Genomic DNA, 22713 nt, shown 5'->3' on the forward strand with positions numbered 1-22713 from the left:
ACATTCCTTAAAGACCAAAAATAGTGATAGTGAAATTACGTATAATAAAATAAGGAAAATTATTGCATTATTTTACAACGTTTCATACGTGCAAGATCACTCAAAACAGCATTACGATTGTTTAAAGCCGAAATTTCATTACTTTCACTGGATTTAGTATCCATAAAAAACAAAGCAGGTACAAATACAACACTTGCCGCTGCTAAAGCCACGTTTTTATTTCTTGCTTTAGAACGCTCTGCAATTGTATCATTAATCTGACGTTTATTAGCAAAAAACTCCCGTTGAATATCGGCACAACTCATTGATCCGTCATGTAATGTTGTCGTTGCAATATTTTTTTCTAAACGCCCCCCACATGCTGTTAAGGAAACCGCTAAAACCACAATACATACACCCCGCTTAAAATTCTTATACATAAAAGCCTCATTTTTGACATAAAAAAGTACTAAATATGTCAAAAATGAAATAAAATAAAGGATAAATTTAAAAGTATTTTATTTAACTTAAAATATTGCGCATAATAAGCTTATGCATCTGTTTCAAAAGTAAGACCTTGATATGCAGGTTTTACATAGGATGGAACGTAATTTATAACCTTATTGTAATCCAGCGATCTGTCCATATGTGTGAGTATTGCTTGTTTTGGCTTTAAATATTCTATCCACTGTAATGCTTGATCAACAGAAAAGTGACTCGGATGGGATTTAAATTGAAGAGCTTCAATGATGAGAACATCCAAATCCATTAATTTGGATAAAGTTTTTTCAGGAAATTTACTAACATCCGTACAATAGGCAACATTCCCAATCCGAAAACCTAAGGAATGAATGTTTCCGTGGTGTTGTAAATGTGTATTGACGCTTATTTCTCCGCCCTGCCCCTGAATAATAAATTGGCTATCTTCATTGATAAGATGCTCTTTTAAAATGGGAGAATAAGATGAATCTTTTGGAGTTTGAAAACAATATCCGAAAGCACTTTTGAGATGCTCTAGTGTAAATCTGTCGGCATAGATATCTATTAAACATTTTTGTGCAAGTGCATAGCTGCGTAAATCATCAATACCGTGGATATGGTCTGCATGAGAATGCGTGTAAAGAGCAGCATCAAGATGGCTTACACGCGCATCGATCATTTGTGAGCGAAAATCTGGACCTGTATCAATAACGATCGTTGTTTTGCCTCCTGAAGGTTTAATACGTTCAACTAATAAAGAACTTCTGTAGCGTTTATTTTTAGGGTTATTCGGATCACATGTTCCCCAATCACCATTAGGTCTTGGCACTCCTGGAGAAGGACCACAACCTAATATTGTAAATCGGTATTGATCACACATATCTTTTGCCTTATTTCATTTTGCTAAATAAACGAAAAGCATTACGCGTTGTTATTTGAGCTGTTTCTTCAATGCTTAAGCCAATTGTTTCAGCCAAAACAGCTGCTGTATAACATACAAAAGATGGTTCATTTGTTTTGCCCCGATGGGGACTAGGGGCTAAAAATGGAGCATCTGTTTCCACTAACAAATGCTCATGGGGCACAATTTTTGCTATTTCACGGATTTCAAATGCGTTTTTAAAAGTAAGAATACCTGAAAAAGAAATATAACCACCAAGTTCAATTCCAGCACGAGCAAGTTGCATTCCAGACGAATAACAATGAAGGATAAAGGGAAAAGCTCCTTCTTTTGTCTGTTCACGTAATATTTTCTCCATATCGATATCGGCATTGCGTGAATGTATAACAAGAGGAATCTGTGTTTCTCGAGAAGCAATGATATGTTCATGAAAAACTTTCTTTTGCTCTTCTGGAGTAGAATAATCATAATGATAATCAAGCCCCCCTTCCCCAAACGCAACAATTTTAGGGTGATTCGAGAGCTGTATAAGCTCTTCCGCTGTAATATTTTGTTCTTCATGCGCATGATTGGGGTGTGTTCCAACGGAACAAAAGACTTGATCATAGCTTTGCGCAATGGCTAACAGCTTATCTAACTTATAAACATGGGTTGAAATTGTTATCATACGTTTAACGTCAGCATCTAAAGCCCGTTGGATAACATTATCCAAATCTTGTGAAAAATCTTCAAAATCAAGATGACAATGTGTATCAATCAACATGATGAGTATCTTCTTTCTTCAAGATATAACGAGGAAAAATTGGTTCTGGTGGTGGAAGATCAAGCCCTTCTTGAATTTTTGAATGACTTATATGATACAATAACCGATCATCTTCAGCAACCGCAAGGCTATCAAGAAGTTTCGCTGCTGATTGGGGTATGAAAGGCAAAAGCATAATTCCTATTCTCCGCAAGATTTCTACAGTTATATAAAGAACTGTAGAAAATCGCTCTCGATCATTTTTACGTAAACTCCAAGGTTGTTCGTTGGCAAAATAGCGATTGGCATCTGCTACAATTGAAAAAATAGCTGAAAGTGCTAAATGCATACTATAAGAAGACATAGCTTGGTGTACAGTTTCAAGTACTTGAAGAGATTGTTCTAAAAGCTGTTTATCTTGAGCTGAAAATGAAGCTGGTTTCGGGACTTGTGCATTACAATTTTTGGCAATCATAGACAAACAGCGCTGTGCTAAATTACCAAGATCATTAGCAAGATCAGCATTAATACGGTTCACAAGGCTTTCATGACTATAACTACCATCTTGTCCGAATGGCACTTCACGGAGAAGGAAATAACGGACCTGATCAAGACCATAGTGTTCAACCATTTCAAAAGGATCAACGACATTTCCAATAGATTTTGACATTTTTGCACCACGATTAAGTAAAAAACCATGTGCAAAAATATTTTTAGGCAATTCAATTCCAGCAGACATTAAAAATGCCGGCCAATAGACTGCATGAAAACGAATAATATCCTTACCAATAATATGCGTATTTGCAGGCCAAAAATCACGTTTTTTTGAATTTTCATTGAAAAAACCTATTGCTGATAGATAATTTGTAAGCGCATCAACCCAGACATACATCACGTGCTTTGGATTCTCAGGAACAGCAATTCCCCAGTTAAAACTTGCACGTGAAATAGAGATATCTTTTAAACCTGATTTGATAAAACTTATAATTTCATTACGCCGCTCAAATGGAGCAATAAAATCAGGATGTTTTTCATAATATTCAAGAAGAGCCTTTTCATAATGAGAAAGTCTAAAAAAATAACTTTCTTCTTCATTCCATTCAACTGGAGAGCCTAATTCCTTCTCACGACGGATGTTGTCTGGTCCAACTTCCGTATCTTTTTCTTCATAATAGGCTTCTTGGCGAACCGAATACCACCCCGTATAACGACCGAGATAAATATCGCCATTTGCTTCCATCTTTTTCCAAATTTCTTGACAAGCTTGATAATGGCGTTCTTCTGTCGTACGGATAAAATCATCGTTAGAACAATTTAATACTGCAAGCATTTTTTGAAACACCGCACTATTACGATCTGCAAGCTGCTGAGGTGTCATGCCTAATGCAGCTGCGGTTTGTTGCATCTTGAGACCATGCTCATCTGTACCAGAAAGAAAAAATACATTTTTTCCGTTTAACCGTTGAAAGCGGGCTAAAACATCGCTTGCAATTGCACTATAAGCATGTCCAATATGTGGAGCACCATTAGGATAAAAAATGGGAGTTGTTATGTAATATGTGTCACGCATGTCATACTCGTTGTAAAACGCTATAAATAAAAGATATTATGACATAACGTTTGTTTATCGCATTGTCACGGAAAAACTAATCCTCATGAATGATCTTATGAACTTTAAAAAGCAAGTTAATAACAAACTGCTTTTTATCGAGATTAAACAGTTGTATTTCCTCTATTTCTTGATGAATCTCCCGCCATTTTTCCGCATATTTTTTTGAGAGAAATAAGTCTCCCTTTTCAACGAGCATGATAGCTTTTTTTTGAATTTTATTAAGAATTTCATCACAAAATTGTTGAAATTGGAATGTAGAAGAAACAGATGAAAATGTTTGTGCAAGAGTATGTACAATCATTGCGTTACAAACAGGTTTCTCTAGGAGAGCATCAATTGTTTTAATAATTTCAAAACCGCCATGGCAAACAAGTAAAGCAGCTTTTCGAGGACTTCCTTTAGATTTTTCAATAATCATTTCAATTGTTTTCTCATCAGGTAAATCCTGATTGGCGAAAATATGTGTAATGACTTTTTTCATTTCATCGTTATTCAAGGGACGAAAAGAGATTTTTTGACACCGTGAATGGATTGTTGGAAGCAATTTGCCAGAAGAATGCGCGATAATAACAAATAACGTTTTTGTAGGTGGTTCTTCAAGTATTTTAAGAATTGCATTTGCTGCATTTCTATTCATATCATCTGCAGAATCAACAATAACTATACGCCATCCATTTTCTTGTGATGTTCGGCTTAAAAAATGCATAATATCACGGATATCATCAACGAGTATTCCTGTTTTAAACTTTTGCGTTTTCACATCAAATCGACGTGAAATATACAAAAGACCAGGGTGACTTCCTTGTGTAATTTGGCGCCATGGGGTAGAATAAGGATCGGGTTTCAAGAAAGCACTCTGTTGAAAACTTAAAATGTTCCAAGCAAGATGAAAGGCTAATGTAGCCTTTCCAATCCCATATTCTCCTTCAAATAATAATGCATGATGTAAACGCTCTTCTTTAAGCATTTGTGTCAAAAAATGACGCACATCCTCATGACCAAAGATAACATTGTTCTGGGATGGTGATAAAATTGTATCAATATCATCATATTGGCGTAAGGTATTTACATTACTCATGAAAGCTGATCCAACAATACCTGATGACAAATATTTTTTATTTGATGAGCAATGGCTTCCACTGAGCCAGTGGCATCAATAACTCGAAATCTATGGGGTTCCTGTTTGGCCAATTGAAGAAAAGCCTGACGCCTTTGTTCTTGAATTTCCAACAGATCTTTTTCAAAATAATCAATTTCTTCTGTTTTTTTTCTTCGCAAATTTGCACGCTTCATACCACACATTGCAGGCATATCTAATAAAAATGTTAAATGAGGCAAAATACCATTGAGCGCAATACACTCTAAAACAGAAAGAAGAGAAGAACTGACGGTATCATTGAGTCCTTGATAAACGCGTGTAGAATCAATAAAGCGGTCACATAAAACGATTTTATCTTTTTGCAAAGAAGGTGCGATAACCTCAGTAACATGGTCGACACGTGCAGCTGTAAACAAAACAGCTTCAATCAACGGTCCATACTGTCGCGCCTGCCCCGACAACAAAATATGCCGGATTGCTTCTGCTCCTGGTGTTCCTCCTGGTTCTCGTGTTGTGACAACATCATAACCTTGGTGTGAGAGAGACTCAGCAAGTAAAGAAATCTGCACCGTTTTCCCTACCCCGTCCCCTCCTTCAAATGTAATAAAATAACCTGACACGTATGATCTTAACCTTATTAGCGCGTAACTACAAATATTTTCGTAACCATCCAATTGTTATTTCATAGAATGCATTTTTTACTTTTGCAAAGAAACTTCCTTCCTGAACATTCATTCCGGCAAAAACTGGTTTTTCCAGAAGAACCTTTTTATCTTCTAAAATTTGAATAACGCCAACTGATTGCCCAGAAACGATGGGAGCTTTCAATGGACCATGATATTTAATTTTTGCTTTAACATTTACTTTTTTTTCATTCGAAAGCATAAAACTTATTGGTGTTTTAACAATGAGTGGAACAAAATTTTGTTTACCACCATAAACAGAAGCACGACCAACCGTTTCTTCTTTTGTAAAAATCGTTTTGAGATCAAAAGCCGTCATTCCCCATTGAAGAATGCGTTCTATTTCTTTTGTATATTTTTTACCATCTTGCAAACCATTGATTGCTAAAAAAAGACGTCGATGATTTTTAGAAATGGTGGCAACCATTGAAAAACCTTCTTTTTCACTGTAGCCAAAACCAAATCCTTCTACACCAATTTCCTTAGAAATAAGAGGATTTTTATTACGTTGAAAAATATTATTCCATGTAAAATGAGGCTCACAATAAAGTGCATAATAGTCCGGATATTCCTGAACAATATGACGTGCTAATATAATCATATCACGCACAGTTACAAATTGTCCCTCTTCGGGTAACCCTGTTGCATTAACAAAATGACTCTGAGATAATCCGATTATTTTTGCGCGCTGATTCATCAACTTTGTGAAATGAGCTTCATCTCCCGATATTCCTTCAGCAAGAATAATAGCAGCATCATTTCCATTCACAATAATTAAACCACGCAACAGATCAGAAACACTGATTTCTGTTTTTATCTTTGCAAACATAGTGGTTGTACCGGAAGGTGCTCCACCCTTGCGCCAAGCATTTTCACTGACCTTGAATTTCTGCGTACTCTTTAACAGTCCCTCCTTTAAGTGATGAAATACGACTTCCACTGTCATCAATTTTGCTAATGAAGCAGGAAAAAAAGGAATATCACTTTGTTTTTCATAAAGTATTGTCTCTGTATCATCATCGAGTAATAACAATTGTGAAGCAGAAATTTGAAAATCTTCTGCTTTCCCCCACGTGACAAATACCAATACCCCCCATAAGGTCAATAAGATCCTTAATATTGTGTACATAGCTGCTCCTCCCATCCCAAAGATCAACATAAAGAATCTTATATAGGAAAAAACTTTTTTATTTCCGCAAATTGAGGAATTATTGATGCCTCAAGAAAAGATTTTATTTTTATTCAGCGTTATTAAAAGTAAAATGATGCACTTCTTATCTTCCACCTAGATTCAATTTTATGTTTTAAAGCATGAGAGACAAAAAATTTTTTTTATTTGTTGTTTTATATTGATAGTATATTGATTTATTATGATAAATTATAATCTTTTAACGTGGATCTGATTCAAAATACTGTAAGATTCTTTCGTTATATTTCCTCTCATATTGAATTCAATAAAATCGCTTGCTTACGCATCATAAGTAGGGTTCGTATATAGATAAAAATTATTAAAAAAGAGAGTAAAAATACTTCTTATCAACCTCTCAAGTGTTAAGAATTATCGCATAAAACATTGGGGCTTGCAAAGTGTATGACGGTGTCGGTTTATATCTTCATAAGTGTGAAGATGGTGATATCTAAAGGCGTTACAGTTATGCCATTCACAGGCGCTGTCGTAAAATAGACCTGTAGCGTGTTGAAGTATGTCTCTTTTAAATAAGTCCGTGAATTGGCAATGTAAGCGTATTTTGTTTGAGACGCTCTGTTTTTCGTGAGGGAACTTACTCCATTAAAGAACATGATAAACAAAAGCATGAGGTAATATATAATCTCTTCATAAGATATTACCGTGGATACTTTGGAAAGATGCAAGGCCGAATCAAAATAAAATATTTTTTTACTTGTTAAGCTTTTTGTTCCTCTCAAATTGATTGTACAGTTGTTTTGGAGATTACACAAACAGACTGATACAATAATCTACCTTCGTCTAGCAAAAGCTATTACAGTAAGAAAAGTACGCGCTTTATTAAGCAAGCAATATCATAAAACGACGAATAGACCAGCAATGGAGTAGAAAGGCCGTACTGAATTTATAATAATAGCACCCCACCACGCTTTTTGAAAAGGACAACGCGCTTTAAGATGAAAATCTTACACTAAATCCGTAAGTTCTTACCTTTTTTACTAGAAAATTATATAGATAAAAAATCAATGCATTTTTTCTTAAAACAGTTGTAGCCAATTGACCTTTGTTTTTTTGTTTAGCTTATTTATAGAAGCAACTTGATCAAATGGTATCGGCTTATCAACCATGATAGGACCAATTTCTGGCAATTTAACTGCAACAGTTTTATTACGTTGTTCTTGTTCAACAGCAGCTGCTTTAGCTAATTCTTTTTTGTTTCCTGTATTGCGCTGCTCTTTTAACAAAACAGTTTCTCTTTTTTTCGCAATATTTTCCGACGCTAATGAATATGGGGCAGCATTTCCAGGAGTATAAGAGGACATTAAATATGCACCATCATAATAGCCAACAGGTGCTTCAGCAATATATTCTACTTTAACATCTGCAACCCCCCTATCTACATACCCCAGTATTGTCGCAGCTTGCCTTGATAAATCAATGATTCTGTCTTTCATAAAAGGTCCGCGATCATTCACTCTAACAACGATTGAAGATCCATTTTTCAAATTAGTAACACGAGCATAGCTAGGTAAAGGCATTGTAGGATGAGCAGCAGTCAAAAGATTCATGTCATAAATTTCACCGTTGGCAGTTAAACGTCCATGAAAATCTGAACCATACCATGATGCTTCGCCAACACGTTTATAAGTTGGATCACTTTGAGGATAATACCACTTTCCTTTTATTTGATAAGGTTTACCAACAATCGCTCGTCCACGCTTTTTTTCTTCCGATTGATTCTTCTTATTAGATACTTGTTGAGGTAGTACAGAAGTGTTTACGTTAATTGGTTTATTATGATAGGAATCTTTTATTGAAAAATTCATAGTTTGGCTTGCGCAACAAGATACCAGTGACTGAGAAATGACGATCATAGAAAACAATTGAAGTGTTGGTTTAATCATAAAAGTAAATTTCTTTTTTCTATTTGAAGGCATCTATTCAGTCCACTTATTTCTGTTAAGTACTACTGTAAAAACCACGTCACGCTTTTTGTACGCAACGGAAGAATTTACGTTTTTAAATGATTCCCCTCGCGCATATACCACTCTTGAATTGGCCCCTTCTATCAAGAAATTAACGTATTGTTAACCTTTTTATGATCTTCATAAGAAATAAATGTACTATAGTAGATGTTAAAAAGAGTAAAAATTAAATAAATCAACATCTTATAGAAAAGTCATTTCATAATATAAAGTGTGAATAAGTGGTGATTTTAGCAACTTGTTTTGCGAATCATGTAATGCAGTGGGTATTAAAAAATCAACCTATAGATTGAGAAAATTAGAAACCACATGTGCTGCCAACGCAGGTACAATCCTATCGTAATCTTAAAGCTCTTTTTTGTTGGACAGGAGACAGCATAGCATCGCTCTATTTCAAAACAGCTGATAGAAAATGACAGGTTATAGAATCAACAAAAAACTTCAAAAAGAATAAAAACAAGAAAGATTCTTAAATTTTTTATAGCCTATTGATATTAATTTAAATTTGGTGAGCGCGCAGGGATTCGAACCCTGGACCTACTGATTAAAAGTCAGTTGCTCTACCAGCTGAGCTACGCGCTCTCATACAAGCTATCTAGTTTGCACACTATCTAATTTGTAGAAAGTGAAGGGAACATACGGTTGACTTTCCATTTGGTCAACACCTTTTGGAGAAAAATATTATTATTTTCTTCAATTATCAATAATTTTTCGTTTTCACCCCTTTACTTCATCATTGTATAAGTACTCTTTAATCTTATTTTTGAAGTTTCAATAAAGGAAAAATTTCACTGCAAAATATTGCATAGATTCGAAGCGTTAAAATTATGAGAAATGACCCCCTTCCCCTCACATGGGTTGTTGAGCATAATGGGTAGAGAAGAAAAAATACCTTTTATTATAATATTATTTTTTATATCTTAGTGTTTAATATTTCAAATATAAATACAGATTTATAAGATAATATATTGATTTATAATAATTTATCATTTTTATCACTTGAGTGATAAGTCTCAAATACTGTAAGCTTATCTCATTTCAAATCTTTTTTATATTGAAACAATAAAAAGCATTTTCTTGACCAATATAAGTGAGAGAATAAAACTATAAAAAAGAAATGAAAATACCTTTTATGCCTCCTTTCAATAATCAAAATTTATCGCAACATTAGGGTTCATGAAAATAGTATATAGCAGTTGACACGTTAGACCTGAAAATGGAACAATGAGCAACAATGGCATTTTGAGAGTATAATTTTATTTATGCTTAATGAATATATAACGAAAGCCAGTTTATCCTATAGAATAAAGTAGATATGAAGCAAAATTTAGTCTCATTGAAAATATCTCGAATGACTATAAATTGTGTTCACTATTAGAGCTGTAGATAATTTTACTAAGAATAAAAAAGCAGAAATAATATGCAGTATGTAAAATGATTTTAAATACCCATAGAGAGTTCTAAATATATAGAATGCCTTCTATTTAACTTTTTTATATCAGAAATTACAAAACATGTAGATATATTTTTAGAAGAAAAGGATAATACTGGTCATAAAATTTGGTGTTAGATAATTCAGTCAGAACTATAAAGTATTTTATACATTATTTAATATTAATGTAGCTATATAGTATATAAATAATAATTTAAATATATCTATAAATAAACATATTTCTTTATTAAACGATAATATCAAAAACAAAGAAAATAATTTTGATTTGGCGATAAAAATTGTAAAAATGTTATATATACATGTATTTTTACTTTACTAATTTTTATTATTTTGATTGGAATATTGAATGCTAACATGTAAACAGTATGAGCTACTCTTGTTTATTCATAACCATATAAAAGAAACTGGTGTTCCTCCTTCTTTTGAAGAAATGAAAAATGCATTAGAACTTTCTTCAAAGTCTGGTATTCATAAGCTCATTATAGCCTTAGAACAAAGAGGTTTTATACGTCGTTTGCCTAATCGTGCTCGTGCTGTGGAGGTAATTCGACTTCCTGAGAAAATAACATTTAACCTTTCTTTAGCACGTAAAATTTCTCCCAGTATAATAGAAAGAAATAAAAGGGAAATATCAAAAAGCTTGAGTCCCTTTGATGAAGAAGAAAAAAAAAATATCACCATTCCTATTATGGGACGTATTTCTGCAAGCGTACCCGCCTCTGCTATACTGCAGCAAATAAACAGCCTTTCTCTTCCACTCGATATGGTCAATACAGGCGAGCACTACGCTTTAGAAGTTAAAGATGATTCTATGATGGAGGCTGGTATCTTTGATAAAGATACGATCATTGTGAAACGTCAAAATACAGCAATAACAGGTGAAATTATTGTTGCGTTTATTGATAAAAAAGAAGCAACATTAAAACGTTATCGACGCAAAGGAGCTTCTATTGCATTAGAAGCTGCAAATCCTCATTATGAAGTACGGACATACGAATCCGAGCGTGTAGAAATACAAGGCAAACTTACCGGACTTATTCGCAAATATTAAAAAATAAACCTTATAGTACGCGATATATATCGCAATAAGAAGCTGTTGAGTATTTTTTTATTGTGCCACACGCAATTGACTTCTTCTCCACAGCCAAAGGATGCCCCCAATTCGGTTTATAAACAATCCAGATCCTTATCGAGCGGATTTCACTTTCCCTTCCCTCCATTGTTCTTCACTTATGCAAGGCTTGGCAAGTAAGCTTTAAAATATTCACCACGTACTTTGAAAAGAACTTGAATGCTTTTAAGAAAGCAGCCTTATATCCTCGTCCTCAATGATGGAATTTTACGATATAATAAGACAAAATTGTATGCATGCATAAAAACACATAAAATTTTGTAGAAAAAAATCAAATAACTTTGTAACAGACTGTATTGCATAGGTATAAAAATAAAGAACATTATTTTTAAGTTAATAAAAACGTAACTGAATCATTCATAGTAATTGTAGGATCATCATGGTAGCACCTCGTATTAGTTTTGTCTCCCTCGGATGCCCAAAAGCACTCGTAGATTCTGAGCGAATTATTACACGCCTTCGCTCCGAAGGGTATGAGATTTCACGTCAACATCAAGGAGCTGATGTCGTTATTGTGAATACCTGTGGTTTTCTTGACTCGGCAAGGAAAGAATCATTAGCCAATATTGATGAAGCTCTTAAAAAAAATGGAAAAGTTATTGTAACAGGGTGTCTTGGTGCTGATCCTGATGCTATTCGCCAAACATATCCTAATGTATTGGCTATTACAAAACCGCAAGCTTATGAAAGCGTTATAGAAGCTGTTCATACAGCAATTCCTCCAATTCATGATCCTTTTCTTGATTTAGTTCCTCCCCAAGGTATTCGTTTAACACCTCGCCATTACGCCTACTTAAAGATTTCTGAAGGATGCTCTAACCAGTGTAGTTTTTGTATCATCCCTACTCTGCGTGGTAATCTCACTTCACGTCCCATCAGCGATGTTCTTCGTGAAGCTGAAAAACTCGTGCAAGCGGGTGTAAAAGAACTTTTGGTTATTTCACAAGATACGAGTGCTTATGGTGTTGATCTTAAATATCTCGAAAATTCTTGGAAAGATCGTACAATCAAAACGAAATTCTTTGATCTTTGTCGCGAACTAGGCGATATGGGTATTTGGGTACGTATGCATTACGTTTATCCTTATCCCCATGTTGATGAAGTTATCGAACTTATGGCTGCAAAAAAAATTCTTCCTTATCTGGATATTCCTTTTCAGCATGCATCACCGGCTGTTTTGCGTCACATGAAGCGTCCCGCACTTATGGAAAAAACAAACCGTAGAATTGAAAAATGGCGGAAAATCTGTCCAAATCTTACTTTGCGATCAACATTTATTGTTGGTTTTCCTGGTGAAACGAATGAAGATTTTAATATACTTCTAGAATGGCTAGAAGAAGCAAAAATTGAACGCGCTGGGTGCTTTAAATATGAAGAAGTAAAAGGAGCTGCCGCAAATGATTTGGGATTAGAAAATATTCCTGAAGAGGTGAAAGAAAACCGCTGGCATCGTTTTATGGCAAAACAACAACAAATTTCTACATATCTTTTAAAGAAAAAAATTGGAAAAAGACTCCAAGTTCTTATTGATGAAAGTCAAGGAAAAGTTGCCAAAGGACGTAGTCAGTACGATGCGCCAGAAATAGATGGTGTTGTCCATATATCATCACGACGCCCACTGCGTGTTGGTGAATTTGTCACCGTTAAAATCGAACAATCGGATGCCTATGACCTTTATGGTATAGCCGTTTAAAAATTTAACTCCTTCTCTGTCCTCAATGATGAAGATTTCTATCAGCATTGGTTTATAAAAGGTCGGCTACTCACAATCGAACTTGATCACTTATGTAACTCACTTCATGAGAATTTACGAGCAATTCTTGCCCTGAGTGTTGCTATACACTCCCAAAATATCAAGCAGTTATATATTCTCTTAATTTAATGCCTTAAATGACGGTGACGGCGGCGCAACAGAATAAAATAAAATCCACAAGGTTCACCATTTTTAATTAACAAAAGAGAAAATCAACAACCGTACTATTTTCCTATTTTTGATATTGCGACAGTCATTGGTTAGTGAAAGGAAAATTTTTTCAAGAGAGTTTGATGCACACGAGAATTTCCTTTGTGATATGCAGGCAGATGTTTTTTATAGATGCAATATAAGAGAATTTGAAACAAAACAATCTGACGTATCTAAATTAAAAAAACAATAAATTATCATTATAAATAAGTATCTTATCTTAAACTCTTTGAACGTATTTTTTTTAAATATCTAATTATTATTAACACGTTTTAAAATCAAAGAACTTCTTATCAAGCAAATGACTTGGGCGTACATTTGTTAAAGCGCGAATCATCGTATCTTTACGTCCTGGCATTTGTCTTTCTATATTTTTCAGCATTTCTTTCATGGCATTACGTTGCAAACCATCTTGACTACCGCAAAGATTACAAGGAATAATCGGAAATTGCATTGCTTGAGAAAATTTTTCCATATCTTCCTCAGCAGCATAAACAAGAGGACGTAACACAAAAAGATCTCCTTCATCATTTTTAAGTTTTCCAGGCATGGCAGCTAATCGGCCACCGTGAAACAAATTCATAAAAAATGTTTCTAAAACATCATCACGATGATGACCTAAAACTAATGCAGAACATCCCTCTTCACGTGCAATACGATAGAGATTACCACGTCGTAATCGAGAACAAAGTGAACAATATGTCTGCGACTCTGCCAATTTATCTGTAACAATGGAATAAGTATCCTGATATTCAATACGATATGGAATTTTATAAGAACTTAAAAAGTCTGGAAGAATATGCTTAGGGAATCCTGGTTGCCCTTGATCAAGATTACAGGCAAGAATTTCAACGGATAAAAGACCTCGCCACTTTAAGTCTAAAAGAAGCGCTAATAAACCATAAGAGTCTTTTCCACCCGATAAAGCAACAAGCCATTTTTCTCCTGTAGAGAGCATAGAAAAATCATCCAAAGCTTGTCGCATATGACGTAAAAGTCGTTTGCGTAATTTATTAAATTCTACGCTTGAAGGAGCAACACGAAACATTGGATGACAATTATCTGCTTCGCTTATTAAAGGATCATCTCTCCCTTCGTTTTCTTCTATTACTTGATATTCAACTGGAACATCATTCATAATACCATATCCTGCACAATAAACAGCTCGTTTTGCAAAGATAAAAAAATATTAAAGCAAGCTTACATTTATGTTTTTTGAATTTATAAATTAGATACACAAAAAAGAAATGGAACTATACAAATTTATGACTATAAAACATAGCAATAAACTTAATATAGAACCATTTACAAAAAGAACTTATTAACTTCAAATATTGTAAGAATAACACAATATTTTGAAGTTATCATACTAGAAGAGAGAAACAATTTCTCTTACAGAAAAATTATCGAGAATAAAATTCAACAACCAAATTAGGTTCCATTTGCACAGCATAAGGAACATCTGCAAAAGCAGGAATACGCGTAAAGGTTGCTTTCATCTGTTTATGATCTGCTTCAATATAATCAGGGACATCACGTTCTGCCAATTGCACTGATTCTAACACTAAAACAAGTTGTTTCGATTTTTCCCGAACCTCAATAACATCACCTGGTTTACAACGATAAGATTGAATGTTTGTGCGCCGCCCATTGACATTAACATGACCGTGATTGATAAATTGGCGAGAAGCAAAAATCGTAGGTACGAATTTTGCACGATAAACAACAGCATCCAAACGTGATTCTAACAGACCGATAAGATTTTCGCCAGTATCGCCCCGTCGACGAGCTGCCTCTTCATAGGTTTTATGAAATTGTTTTTCTGAAATATCTCCATAAAACCCTTTCAATTTCTGTTTAGCGCGCAACTGCACCCCATAGTCAGAAAGTTTTCCTTTACGACGCTGTCCATGCTGACCTGGACCATAATCACGACGATTGACAGGAGATTTTGGACGCCCCCAAATATTTTCTCCCATACGACGGTCAATTTTATACTTTGTTGTTTCGCGTTTACTCATCGCATTTCCTTATAAAATAAAACACGAGATCTTAAGACCCCAAGGAAACGCGCCCTCCTCTGCCTTTAAATACTATAAAGACTGACAGAATACCTTAACATATCAATATGCAAAGTTATCCACGGGACACGTCAATTAATGCTATTTTCTTGAAAAAATAGCTAGATCATCATTATTGGTCTCGTAACCCAAAGTCAACTCCTTTCATGAGTTTTAAGCCAAATCCTTTAAACAAATTCTCCGTTAAAGAAGTGATATTTTTCGATGTCAACAACGCAAAATCTTGATATTTCTTTATATATTGATGGTGTATTTCTCCCGACAATGGTAATAAAGATCTGATATGTTTGGCGATCGCTTTCGCCGGATCAATCCACTCAACGGACCATAAAGCATGTTCACGAAAGAAATTAATCAAAAAAGGATAATGTGTGCAGGCTAAAACAATAACATCCGTATATTGTCCATTTTTTTCCACAAAACATGGCAGGATTTCTTTTCTTAACTCTTCTGAATCGATAGATTTTCCCCGTAAATAATCTTCAGCAAGTCCAGCCAGCTTTTTACTTCCCACAAGCTGAACATGACACTGTCCAGCAAAAGAGTTAATTAATTCATTTGTATAAGCACGTTTAACTGTTCCAGGAGTCGCTAATACGGAAATAAAACCAGATTTTGTTTGTTCTGCAGCTGATTTAATTGCAGGAACCGTTCCTACAAAAGGGACATGAGGAAAATTCTGTCGTAAATCTGCTATCATCAGTGTAGAAACAGTGTTGCAAGCAATCACACATAAAGCTGGATTGTAGCGTGTTAAAAGATTTGTAAAAATCTTCAAAATACGCTCTTTCAAAATATTTTCTTTCCAATTTCCATAAGGAAATCCTGCATCATCAGCAACATAGATAAATTGCATTTCAGGAATAAGAATACGCGCTTCCCTAAACACTGTTAAACCACCAATACCGCTATCAAAAAAAAGAACAGGTCGTTCATCCATTAGTTTTCACACTTATTTTTAATTTTTTTACGATCACGTTCTTCAGGTGCTCTACTCCCTCGTGGATATTGTGGCGAAAAATGATCCAAAGAAGATATAATGCCTCGCAATAAACGAACCTCAGGTTCACTAAAGTTAGCGCGCGTAAAAACAGAGCGCAAATTTGCAATCATTACTTCTTTGCGTTCTGGGGGTCTAAAATACCCACGGATATTCAAAGCCTCTTCTAACTGAGATAAAAAACCATGAAATATTGTTTTATTTGCAGGTTCCATCTCTGCGGCACGAAATGCCGTATCGCTGACATTCTCTAAACCAGTTTTCATCCATTCGTAAGACATTAAAAGAACCGCTTGCGCAATATTAAGTGACGCAAAAGCAGGATTAACTGGAAAAGTAATAATTTCATCAACAAGGCTGATTTCATCATTTTCTAGTCCCCATCTCTCTCTTCCAAAGACAATACCTGTCTTATGTCCGATACTTTCACGCTGACGTAATACGCTTGCTGCTTCGACAGCACTTTTTACAGTTTTAAATCCACATCTTTCACGTGCTGTTGTGGCAAAAACATAGTGTAAATCTGCAATTGAATCACGCAATGTGTTAAAAATCACAGCATTGTTAATGACATGATCAGCTTTACTTGCAGCAGCTCTAGCTTTTTCATTTGGAAACATTTCTCGAGGATTGACTAATCGAAGCTTAGAAAGCCCAAAATTTGCCATTGCCCTTGCGACCATACCAATGTTTTCAGGAAGCTGCGGTTCAACTAAAATAATAATGGGACCATTTGTTAAATTTTCACGATTCTTATTCGTTCCTGCCATCAATCTTACCTAGTTTCACTTAAACTATCTCCCTCTCCACTATTTTTTACGAAACCTTTTTCACAATACTCTAATGCTGTTTAATAATAAATTATAGACAATGTTATCTTTTCATTCAAAGATAATAGTTTCTAAACCTAATAATAAATTTTAAAAGCCATTAAAGTGAACGATATCGTAGCGTTTTTTACATCAATTTTATCTACTTTTAATAGGAAACAGCCCCTGCAAATCATAATCTCAGTTGAATTATGAAATCATAAATCCTAAAAAGGGATATGCACTTTATTCCCAAACTTTTTCCTGCAAAGCTTATCCGTCGTTATAAACGTTTCCTTGCAGATGTTCAACAAGATGATCAGCATGTCCTCACCGTGTCTGTACCTAATACAGGATCAATGCTTGGATTAACAGCTTTCAACTCCAATATTTGGCTTTCTTATCATAACGACATCAAACGAAAATATGCCTATCAATTAGAAATTATTGAAGCCGATAATACTTTGGTTGGCATTAATACTTCTTTACCCAATAAGCTTGCGTTAGAGGCAATTCAAAACGGATTACTACCAGAATTAAGTGGATATAAAACAATTTTAAAAGAACAACGCTATGGGACACAATCACGAATTGACTTTCTTTTACAAGATGACATTCTTCCTGATTGTTACCTAGAAGTCAAAAATGTTCATTTTATTCGTCAGAAAGGATTAGCAGAATTTCCTGATAGCGAAACAAAACGTGGTGCACGTCACCTTGATGAGCTCATAGAAGTTGTACAACAAGGAAAACGAGCTGCTATGCTTTATATTATTCAACGAGAAGATTGCACAGCTTTTACAATTTGTCATGATCTTGATCCACTCTATGGACGTAAGTTTGATTTAGCATTAAAATCAGGGGTAGAATGTTATGCTGTAAAGTGTCATGTAAGTGTAGAAGGCATTTTTCCGATTCAGAGAGTAAAAATAGAAAATAGAAGAAACAATGACTGAGTATATCGAATATAATAAAATCCCTTTAAAATTTAATGGAAAAATCCGCATTTTCGATGATTATGCTTTTGCTAAAATGCGTGAAGTTGGTCGTATTGCTGCAGAATGCCTTGATGCGCTTACGGATATTATTAAGCCGGGCATTACTACGCAAGAAATTGATGATTTTGTATTCGTTTTTGGAGCTAAGCGAGGAGCACTTCCTGCTGATCTAAATTATCATGGATACAGCCATTCATGCTGTACATCTATCAATCACGTTGTCTGCCATGGCATTCCCAATAAAAGACCTTTGCAAGAAGGTGATATTGTAAATGTTGATGTAACCTTTATCCTTGATGGTTGGCATGGGGATTCAAGCCGAATGTATCCTGTTGGAAAAATTAGGCGTGCAGCAGAACGCTTGCTAAAAATAACCTATGAAAGTCTTATGAGAGGAATCGCTGTCGTTAAGCCTGGAGCAACGACAGGTGATATCGGGGCAGCCATTCAACAGTATGCAGAATCCGAACGCTGTTCAATTGTGAGAGACTTTTGCGGACATGGTATCGGCCAGCTTTTTCATGATGCTCCCAATATCCTCCATTATGGAAACCCTGGAGAAGGAGTCGAATTAAAACAAGGTATGATGTTTACAATTGAGCCTATGATTAACCTTGGTAAACCACAAGTTAAGATTTTATCTGACGGTTGGACTGCTGTTACCCGTGACCGTTCTCTGACAGCACAATATGAACATACAATTGGTGTGACAAATGAAGGATATGAAATATTTACGCAATCTCCTAAAAATATTTTTTATATTCCAAATTCGCATACCTAACGCAACGTAGAGATGTTATGGCTAAAAAATTAAATCAAAAGGAAGGTACTCAAAGTAATCACTTTGCATTAACATCGAGTTCTCCACTCACCCCAGTATCAGAAAGAAAAAGTGAAGAGCCTCAGAAAAACGCACAGCTTCATAAACATTATCAAGGACATCGTGAACGTCTTCGGAAGCGCTATTTAAAGTCAAAAGGAAATGCAATTGAAGATTATGAGTATCTTGAATTATTGCTTTTTCGTACAATACCCCGTGCAAACACAAAACCCATAGCTAAAAATTTGATAGCGCGTTTTGGTTCATTAGCTGATGTGTTGGGAGCGGATATTCACCGACTTCAAGAAATTCCAGGATGTGGTCCCGCCACTGCAATTGATTTAAAAATTATTTCAGATGTTGCTGGACGTCTTGCTCGTGCGCAATTGTTTAAACGCGATATTTTTTCATCATGGGATAAAGTTTTAGCTTATTGTAAAGCTGTTATGGCTCACGAAACACGTGAACAATTTCGTATTTTGTTTCTTGATAAGAAAAACGGCTTGCTTGCTGATGAGGTGCAACAAACTGGAACCATTGATCATACCCCTGTTTATCCTCGTGAAGTTATTTCTCGCGCTTTAGAGTTATCCGCCTCAGGACTTATCTTAGTCCACAATCACCCTTCTGGCGATTCGACCCCCTCTGATGCAGATATAACAATGACATATAGATTAAAAGATGCAGCAAATGCATTAGGCATTATTATCCATGACCATCTTATTATTGCACGAAATAACCATACGAGCTTTAAAGCGTTAAAACTTATATAAATCTTATGGGATAAAAAAGACTTCATTCAACTATGAATAACGAATCAATTTTCTAAATCAATATCTAATATAGCCATTGAGAAATTATAGGAGAGCTCTTCTTCATCTTCATCTCGATAGATAATGCCTAAAAACTCATCTCCCATATAAACCTCACAAGAATCACTCTTTTTAGGCCGTGCTCTGACTTGCAATGCTGAGTTTTGGAATATATTTTTAAAATAATTATCAAGTTTTTTTATTTCATCAGCATTCACTATGCTCTCCTGTTTTTTGAAACGATTAAAATAATTGCGTGTCGCGCAAATAAGACACTCTTATGATTCTGTAAAGTCAGTAAAAAAGCATAATCTGAATATTTACTTAATGTTACATATATTTACAACGTTCTTTATAAATTCATAAAGAACGTTTACAAAAAGAGTCTATCATTATTAAATATACCCGTATAGATTAAAAAATGGCAAAAAAACTGTATATTTTTAATAATTTTACTTTATCTCCAATTTTAGCATCTGTATTTAGAATGCATATTCGTAAGAATAAATTGATCAATAATTTATAATTTTGTTCCTTTTATAAAAAATATAAATAACAATATTTTTTTATTTAAAACTACATTTTTTAGCAAAAAATATTTATTACATCATTCAAAAATAATTCTTTTTAATAACTTTTAAAGTATAATTATCTAATCTTAGAAGAGTTACATCTCTGAAAAATATACAAAATAAGCTAATAAGAGTTTATTTTTCTTTTCATTCTTTATAAAAACTTATGTCACAAAAGAAAGATTTTTAAATAAGCTTTTTTAATTTATACGAGATAAAAATATTGGGTATTTCTGTAAATTCTAAAAGCTATGAAGAATTCTTATTTTATAGGATAACGAGAAAGAAAATCGATAACACCTTTTTTATAAACTTTATCGCCTACAGCAAGCATATGATCTCGATCAGGAATTGATATAGCTTCACCACAAGGCAACAAGGCTGCCAATGGCTCTGCAGCACCGCCAATTTCATCTAATGAACCAACAGCAACAAGTGCTGGTTGTTTGATTTTGTAAACTTCAGACGCCGTTAACTCCTGTTTTGATGTAATGATACAAGCAGCAAGAGCACGTCTATCGCTTTTCGTTTGATCTGCAAATTTACGGAACATTAAACCGCGTGCATTGGTAATGGTGGAAATATCTTCTGCTAAAAGGGCCTCAGCAACGGGCTCCCAATTTCCTGCTCCCGTCACCATACCAATACCTAAACCACCAAAAATAACACTGTGTACATATGTTGGATGCAAAAGAGCCATAAAAGCACTAATACGAGCCCCCATAGAATATCCCATAACATGAGCTTTAGATAACTCTAAATGCTGTAGTAACTTTACAGCGTCGCCAGCCATAGCTTGAGGTGTATAAAAGACAGGATCATAACTTTTAACTGAATCTCCGTGACCGCGATTATCAAGAGCAATAACACGATATCCTGCTTCAGTGAGAATACGGAACCAACCCGTTGCATACCAATTCACCCGTGCAGAAGATCCAAAACCATGGATCAACAAAATAGGCGCGCCCTGCCCTTCTTCTCGATAAGCAAATCGCAAACCATTATATTCAAAAAAACGAATATCTTCAGCGGTCATTTTTTATTGCACTTTCCACAAAGTACAGGATGAATAACACGTTGCCCTTTTTGTATCTTTTTTTCAGAAACTTCACCAGCGTTAATCTCAAGTGCAAAAGCTGCAGGAACTTCTGATGAAATGGTCTTTGTTGAAAATGGAGAAGTATTTTCAACAATCGATACAATAATTCCCTCAGAGTTTAAAAAAATCATATCTAAAGGTAAAGGGGTATTTGCCATCCACATAAAAATTTTCTGCTCATCTCCCGATTGAGAACTTTTTAGCTGCTTAAAGAGCATTGCACGATCGCGTGGAAAATCAGTTCGATACATTAAACCAGCTGCTGCTTGAGATGGCGTAAAAGCAATCTCTACCTTATAAAAAACCGGACCTTGCTTTGTATGTATTTCTAAAGGAATCGGATGCACAGGAATCTCTATGGGCTCCTTTGCTACAACAACACGCATATCTAGCATAAAAAGCATCACCAATAAAACAACATGCCCCTTTTTAAAAGGCCTTAACATTCTTGTCTCCACCACAGAAAAATTTTAAATTTTGTTTATAAAATAAAAAGTACCAGAGTTTAAAAGTCAAAAAACAAGAGAATTGCTTCCTTGTTATTTTCTAGTTTCTTTCAACGTAATATGCACAATTTCCTTCATTTGGTTTATAGATTCACGAGAGCTATATTTTCTTTAAAAATCTACTTCTATAGCAATTTATGAAACAATCACCTTTAAAAATACAGAAAACATACTGATTTCACTCGTGAAATTTAATGCGTAGCTAAAGGAATGCCTATATCCGGATAAATCTCTGCTGTCATTAAACCTTTTTCTCCTTTACCAAAACGTACAAGAACAACTTGACCGGAACGAAGCTCTGCTAAACCAAAACGGCGCAATGTTTCCATATGAATAAAAATATCTTCCGTTCCTTGCCCACGGCTAAGAAAACCGTATCCTTTGTCACGATTAAACCATTTAACAATTGCTCGTTCTAGTCCACTTTCTGGAGTAACAACAACATGGGTACGGGCTGGAACTTCTGATGGATGAATTGCTGAAGAACAATCTATGGATTTCACCTGAACGCACTTTAATCCTCGTTCAGTTTTTTCCACAGCACAAATGACTTTAGCTCCCTCCAAAGCTGTTTGAAAACCATCCCTTCGCATTACTGTAACATGCAATAATATATCGGGGAAATGAGGTAAATCAGGTACAATAAATCCATACCCCTTACTACCATCAAACCACTTAATGACACCACTGATTTCGATAATCTCCCCACAAGCACCTATACTATCCTCAGATGGGGAACAATCCTTTAATGCATCCTTACTCGTCATAATAACGTGATCCTGTAGCTTATAAATTGTACGA

General features: G+C 34.9%; 20 protein-coding genes, 1 tRNA gene and 2 pseudogenes. 6 read left to right on the forward strand and 17 right to left on the reverse strand.

Annotated features, from left to right (window positions below; genetic code table 11):
* Positions 1-59: 59 nt before the first annotated feature.
* The 8 genes from ACFILL_RS05455 to ACFILL_RS05490 form a co-directional block, all read right to left on the reverse strand.
* A complete protein-coding gene (locus ACFILL_RS05455) occupies positions 60-419 on the reverse strand; it encodes a hypothetical protein (RefSeq protein WP_375613428.1) in 360 nt (119 codons plus the stop codon).
* A 110-nt stretch (positions 420-529) separates the two neighbouring features.
* Positions 530-1339: an MBL fold metallo-hydrolase gene (locus tag ACFILL_RS05460; RefSeq protein ID WP_375631133.1), complete on the reverse strand. Its 810-nt coding sequence runs from the start codon at positions 1337-1339 to the stop codon at positions 530-532.
* Positions 1340-1349: 10 nt separating this feature from the next.
* Positions 1350-2123, reverse strand: a complete 774-nt coding sequence (locus tag ACFILL_RS05465; protein WP_273791049.1) for a TatD family hydrolase — start codon at positions 2121-2123, stop codon at positions 1350-1352.
* Positions 2113-3672 (reverse strand): methionine--tRNA ligase, encoded by a 1560-nt coding sequence (metG, locus tag ACFILL_RS05470; RefSeq protein WP_375637624.1) that lies wholly within the window; start codon positions 3670-3672, stop codon positions 2113-2115. Before metG ends, ACFILL_RS05465 begins: the two co-directional genes overlap by 11 nt.
* 76 nt (positions 3673-3748) lie before the next feature.
* Positions 3749-4792, reverse strand: a complete 1044-nt coding sequence (locus tag ACFILL_RS05475) for a DNA polymerase III subunit delta' (protein WP_375611915.1) — start codon at positions 4790-4792, stop codon at positions 3749-3751.
* A complete protein-coding gene (gene tmk, locus ACFILL_RS05480) occupies positions 4789-5433 on the reverse strand; it encodes a dTMP kinase (RefSeq protein ID WP_375643427.1) in 645 nt (214 codons plus the stop codon). The genes ACFILL_RS05475 and tmk overlap by 4 nt, the downstream gene beginning before the upstream one ends.
* Positions 5434-5461: 28 nt before the next feature.
* A complete protein-coding gene (locus ACFILL_RS05485; protein ID WP_375643426.1) occupies positions 5462-6625 on the reverse strand; it encodes a D-alanyl-D-alanine carboxypeptidase family protein in 1164 nt (387 codons plus the stop codon).
* A gap of 1094 nt (positions 6626-7719) precedes the next feature.
* Entirely contained in the window at positions 7720-8619 is a 900-nt protein-coding gene (locus ACFILL_RS05490; RefSeq protein ID WP_375631127.1) for a septal ring lytic transglycosylase RlpA family protein, read from the reverse strand.
* A gap of 277 nt (positions 8620-8896) precedes the next feature.
* Between ACFILL_RS05490 and ACFILL_RS05495 the strand changes: the two are divergent.
* Positions 8897-9083: pseudogene (locus ACFILL_RS05495) on the forward strand (hypothetical protein); the annotation flags it as partial.
* 90 nt (positions 9084-9173) lie between these two features.
* Here ACFILL_RS05495 and ACFILL_RS05500 read toward each other — a convergent pair.
* Positions 9174-9249: transfer RNA gene (locus tag ACFILL_RS05500), tRNA-Lys, on the reverse strand.
* Positions 9250-10466: 1217 nt separating this feature from the next.
* On the opposite strand from ACFILL_RS05500, the gene lexA reads away from it, so the two are divergent.
* Positions 10467-11171 (forward strand): transcriptional repressor LexA, encoded by a 705-nt coding sequence (gene lexA / locus ACFILL_RS05505; RefSeq protein WP_273791042.1) that lies wholly within the window; start codon positions 10467-10469, stop codon positions 11169-11171.
* Positions 11172-11631: 460 nt separating this feature from the next.
* Positions 11632-12945: a 30S ribosomal protein S12 methylthiotransferase RimO gene (gene rimO / locus ACFILL_RS05510; RefSeq protein ID WP_375643425.1), complete on the forward strand. Its 1314-nt coding sequence runs from the start codon at positions 11632-11634 to the stop codon at positions 12943-12945.
* Between the two features lie 532 nt (positions 12946-13477).
* Here the strand turns inward: rimO and ttcA are convergent.
* The 4 genes and pseudogenes from ttcA to ACFILL_RS05530 all read right to left on the reverse strand — a co-directional run bounded on the left by ttcA (position 13478) and on the right by ACFILL_RS05530 (position 17066).
* A complete protein-coding gene (gene ttcA, locus ACFILL_RS05515; RefSeq protein ID WP_273791040.1) occupies positions 13478-14353 on the reverse strand; it encodes a tRNA 2-thiocytidine(32) synthetase TtcA in 876 nt (291 codons plus the stop codon).
* A 265-nt stretch (positions 14354-14618) separates the two neighbouring features.
* On the reverse strand, positions 14619-15236 hold the full coding sequence (rpsD, locus tag ACFILL_RS05520) for a 30S ribosomal protein S4 (protein ID WP_273722651.1): 618 nt from the start codon (positions 15234-15236) through the stop codon (positions 14619-14621).
* Positions 15237-15408: 172 nt separating this feature from the next.
* On the reverse strand, positions 15409-16236 hold the full coding sequence (murI, locus tag ACFILL_RS05525; RefSeq protein WP_273791039.1) for a glutamate racemase: 828 nt from the start codon (positions 16234-16236) through the stop codon (positions 15409-15411).
* Positions 16229-17066: pseudogene (locus tag ACFILL_RS05530) on the reverse strand (RNA methyltransferase). The gene murI and the pseudogene ACFILL_RS05530 overlap by 8 nt, the downstream one beginning before the upstream one ends.
* Positions 17067-17344: 278 nt before the next feature.
* Between ACFILL_RS05530 and sfsA the strand changes: the two are divergent.
* From sfsA to radC, 3 genes are read left to right on the forward strand one after another with little or no spacing between them, the layout of a single operon-like run.
* Positions 17345-18061, forward strand: coding sequence for a DNA/RNA nuclease SfsA (gene sfsA, locus ACFILL_RS05535; RefSeq protein ID WP_375643423.1), 717 nt, complete (start codon positions 17345-17347; stop codon positions 18059-18061).
* On the forward strand, positions 18054-18884 hold the full coding sequence (gene map, locus ACFILL_RS05540) for a type I methionyl aminopeptidase (RefSeq protein ID WP_375643422.1): 831 nt from the start codon (positions 18054-18056) through the stop codon (positions 18882-18884). The genes sfsA and map overlap by 8 nt, the downstream gene beginning before the upstream one ends.
* A 17-nt stretch (positions 18885-18901) precedes the next feature.
* The gene (gene radC, locus ACFILL_RS05545; protein WP_273791035.1) at positions 18902-19696 is read left to right on the forward strand and encodes a DNA repair protein RadC; all 795 of its coding nucleotides are present in this window, start codon (positions 18902-18904) and stop codon (positions 19694-19696) included.
* Between the two features lie 44 nt (positions 19697-19740).
* Here radC and ACFILL_RS05550 read toward each other — a convergent pair whose 3' ends face one another.
* The 4 genes from ACFILL_RS05550 to ACFILL_RS05565 all read right to left on the reverse strand — a co-directional run bounded on the left by ACFILL_RS05550 (position 19741) and on the right by ACFILL_RS05565 (position 22679).
* Positions 19741-19953: a DUF3126 family protein gene (locus ACFILL_RS05550; protein ID WP_375643421.1), complete on the reverse strand. Its 213-nt coding sequence runs from the start codon at positions 19951-19953 to the stop codon at positions 19741-19743.
* A gap of 616 nt (positions 19954-20569) precedes the next feature.
* The gene (locus ACFILL_RS05555; RefSeq protein ID WP_273791033.1) at positions 20570-21343 is read right to left on the reverse strand and encodes an alpha/beta fold hydrolase; all 774 of its coding nucleotides are present in this window, start codon (positions 21341-21343) and stop codon (positions 20570-20572) included.
* Positions 21340-21852, reverse strand: coding sequence for a DUF192 domain-containing protein (locus tag ACFILL_RS05560; RefSeq protein WP_375643419.1), 513 nt, complete (start codon positions 21850-21852; stop codon positions 21340-21342). The genes ACFILL_RS05555 and ACFILL_RS05560 overlap by 4 nt, the downstream gene beginning before the upstream one ends.
* A 251-nt stretch (positions 21853-22103) precedes the next feature.
* Positions 22104-22679 carry a cold-shock protein gene (locus ACFILL_RS05565; protein WP_273791031.1) on the reverse strand — a complete coding sequence of 192 codons (576 nt, stop codon included), beginning with the start codon at positions 22677-22679 and terminating at the stop codon, positions 22104-22106.
* Positions 22680-22713 lie beyond the last annotated feature (34 nt).

Origin of the sequence: Bartonella sp. AP20NXHL (genome assembly GCF_042196165.1) — a bacterium.
Taxonomy (GTDB): domain Bacteria; phylum Pseudomonadota; class Alphaproteobacteria; order Rhizobiales; family Rhizobiaceae; genus Bartonella.